Origin of the sequence: Aurantibacter aestuarii (genome assembly GCF_003008425.1) — a bacterium.
Taxonomy (GTDB): Bacteria; Bacteroidota; Bacteroidia; order Flavobacteriales; family Flavobacteriaceae; genus Aurantibacter; species Aurantibacter aestuarii.
Genome location: NZ_PXOQ01000016.1, coordinates 1 through 1,153 on the forward strand (window position 1 = coordinate 1; position 1,153 = coordinate 1,153).

Annotated in this window: 1 pseudogene; it reads left to right on the top strand. The window is 39.1% G+C overall.

Features of this window, described 5'->3' with window-relative positions:
* Positions 1–1,153, top strand: a pseudogene (locus C7H52_RS13500) (hypothetical protein); the annotation flags it as partial.

A 1,153-nucleotide genomic window follows, 5' to 3' on the forward strand; every position in this document is an offset into this window, starting at 1 on the left:
CAGAAACAGGTACTACACCAAACTGTACAGATGAGAATAGTTTTGTGGTAACGATAAATGCAAGTCCTGATGTTTTTGTATTAGCAAATCAGACAGAATGTAATAGCTATACCTTACCTGCCATTACAGGAACAGGATTGGTATCACCTATGTATTACACGGGGCCAGGCGGAACAGGTACTGCGTATACAGCGGGAACGACTTTAAATGATACAGATTTTGCAAGTTATCCAGTTACGATCTATATTTATGATGAAACGGGAACCACGCCAAACTGTTCTGATGAAGAAAGTTTTAGTTTAACTATAAATACTTGTAATGTTTCTGTAACGGCAACAGCGTCACCTTCTTCAACTTGTTCATCAGCAGGAACTACAGTAACTTTAACAGCAACACCTTCACCAGCAATAGCCGTAGGAACTTATAGTTATTCATGGAATGTTCAAGGGAACGCAACAGTTTTAGGAACAAATTCAACATTAAATGTTTCGCCATTAGTGACAACAACTTATGAAGTTACAGTGACAGATAGTGGGTTAATTGCACCAAATAATACTGCGACAAATACAGTGGTAGTAACAGTTTATGATACGCCAGATATAATGTCTCTAAGTAATCAGGAGGCTTGTGATAGTTTTACACTTCCAGCGATAACAGGAACAAATTTAGTTACTCCTATGTATTATACAGGGATAGGCGGAACAGGAACTGCTTACGCATCAGGCTCAGTACTAAATTTTGCAGATTTTGCAAGTTATCCAGTAACAATCTATATATATGATGAAACAGGAACCACACCAAACTGTTTTGATGAAGAGAGTTTCTCCTTAACAATAAACGCTACACCAACCGCAGATGCACCAGCCGATGTTACAGCATGTGATAGTTATGTGTTACCAGCCTTAAATGCAGGTAATACGTATTACACAGGATCAGGCGGAACAGGAACAGTAATTGCATCAGGAACCAGTATTACGACAACACAAACGATTTACGTTTATGCAGAAACAGGTACTACACCAAACTGTACAGATGAGAATAGTTTTGTGGTAACGATAAACACTACACCAACTGCAGATGCACCAGCCGATGTTACGGCTTGTGATAGTTATGTGTTACCAGCCTTAAGTGCAGGCAATACGTATTATACAGG